This window comes from Janibacter sp. CFPM2_SD2, from assembly GCF_057364645.1.
On the sequence record NZ_JBNFOF010000338.1, the window covers coordinates 1 to 1,507 of the forward strand.

General features: G+C 74.7%; 1 protein-coding gene and 2 pseudogenes. All 3 read right to left on the reverse strand.

What is annotated here, in order from left to right:
- Nucleotides 1–814, reverse strand: a pseudogene (gene ruvB / locus AC2W7J_RS18065) (Holliday junction branch migration DNA helicase RuvB); the annotation flags it as partial.
- Nucleotides 815–831: 17 nt separating this feature from the next.
- Nucleotides 832–1,008, reverse strand: coding sequence for a hypothetical protein (locus tag AC2W7J_RS18070; RefSeq protein WP_485984145.1), 177 nt, complete (start codon nt 1,006–1,008; stop codon nt 832–834).
- A gap of 67 nt (nt 1,009–1,075) precedes the next feature.
- Nucleotides 1,076–1,429: pseudogene (gene ruvA, locus AC2W7J_RS18075) on the reverse strand (Holliday junction branch migration protein RuvA); the annotation flags it as partial.
- Nucleotides 1,430–1,507: the final 78 nt, after the last annotated feature.

The following is a 1,507-nucleotide window of genomic DNA, read 5'->3' on the forward strand; positions in this document are numbered from 1 at the left end:
TCGACGTCGAAGAGCGCCAGCGCCGCCCGCGCTGCGTCGACGTCGACCTGCCCGGTGCCGTGCACCTGGGCCCAGTCGCGCACCCGGCGCAGGAGTCGGTTGGCGATGCGTGGGGTGCCGCGGGAGCGCATGGCGATCTCGGCGAGCGAGGCGTCGTCGGCGGTGACGCCGAGCAGCCGGGCGCTGCGGGCGAGGATGCGCTCGAGGTCGGCGACCTCGTAGAAGTCGAGGTGGCCGGTGAAGCCGAAGCGGTCGCGCAGCGGCGCCGGCAGCAGGCCGGCACGGGTCGTCGCCCCGACGACGGTGAAGGGGGGCAGCTCGAGCGGGATCGCCGTGGCGCCCGGGCCCTTGCCGACGACGACGTCGACGCGGAAGTCCTCCATCGCGAGGTAGAGCATCTCCTCCGCAGGGCGGGACATGCGGTGGATCTCGTCGAGGAAGAGCACCTCCCCCTCCGACAGCGAGCTCAGGACGGACGCGAGGTCGCCCGCGTGCTGGATCGCGGGGCCGGAGGTCACCCGGATCGGCTGCTCGAGCTCGGCGGCGACGATCATCGCCAGGGTCGTCTTGCCCAGGCCGGGCGGACCGGACAGGAGCACGTGGTCGGGCGGGGCGCGCGGCGGCGCGCGGCCTCGAGCACGAGACCGAGCTGGTCGCGCACCTTGGGCTGGCCGGGGAACTCGTCGAGCCGTCGCGGTCGCAGCGCCGCCTCGACGGTGGTGTCGTCGTCGGTGCCGCCGGCGTCGACGATGCGGGCAGTCGCGTCGTAGGAACCGTCGGAGGCCCGAGGGTCCTCGTCGTCGGAGACCCGCATCTCGGAGCTGAAGCCGCTCACCGGGCAAGCACCTGCAGGGCGGCCCTCAGGACGCTGGAGACGCCACCGTCACCGTGCTCGTCGGCGACCTTGGCCACTGCGTCCGCGGACTGCTTCGCGGAGTAACCCAGACCCACGAGCGCCTCGATGACCTGGTCCTGCCCAGGGCGCGGCCGTCGCACCCCCGGCGGCACCCGCGGCGGCGGCCCCGGGCACCTCCGGCAGCTTGCCCCGCAGCTCGAGGGCGATTCGCTCGGCGCCCTTCTTGCCGATGCCGGGGACCTTGGTCAGCGTGGCGATGTCGTCCGCGGCGACGGCGGCGGCGAGTTCCTGCGGGCTGAGCACCGACAGCAGCGCCATGGCGACGCGCGGACCCACGCCGGTGACGGTCTGCGCGAGGTCGAAGGTGTCGCGCTCGGAGGCCTCGGCGAAGCCGTAGAGGGTCATCGAGTCCTCGCGCACGATCATGCTCGTCGCGAGCTCGACCGGCTGGCCCACCCGGGTCGCGGCGGCCACCGCCGGCGGGGTGTGCACGAGCAGCCCGATGCCGTGGACGTCGACGACGACCCGGTCGAGGCCGACGTGCTGGGCGGTGCCGGTGACGGAGGCGATCATCGGGCAACCGACCTCAGGCGGGCCCCGCTCGCTCGCGGCGGCGAGCTCGCGGCGGGCGGCACCGGCCCGCGCCACTCG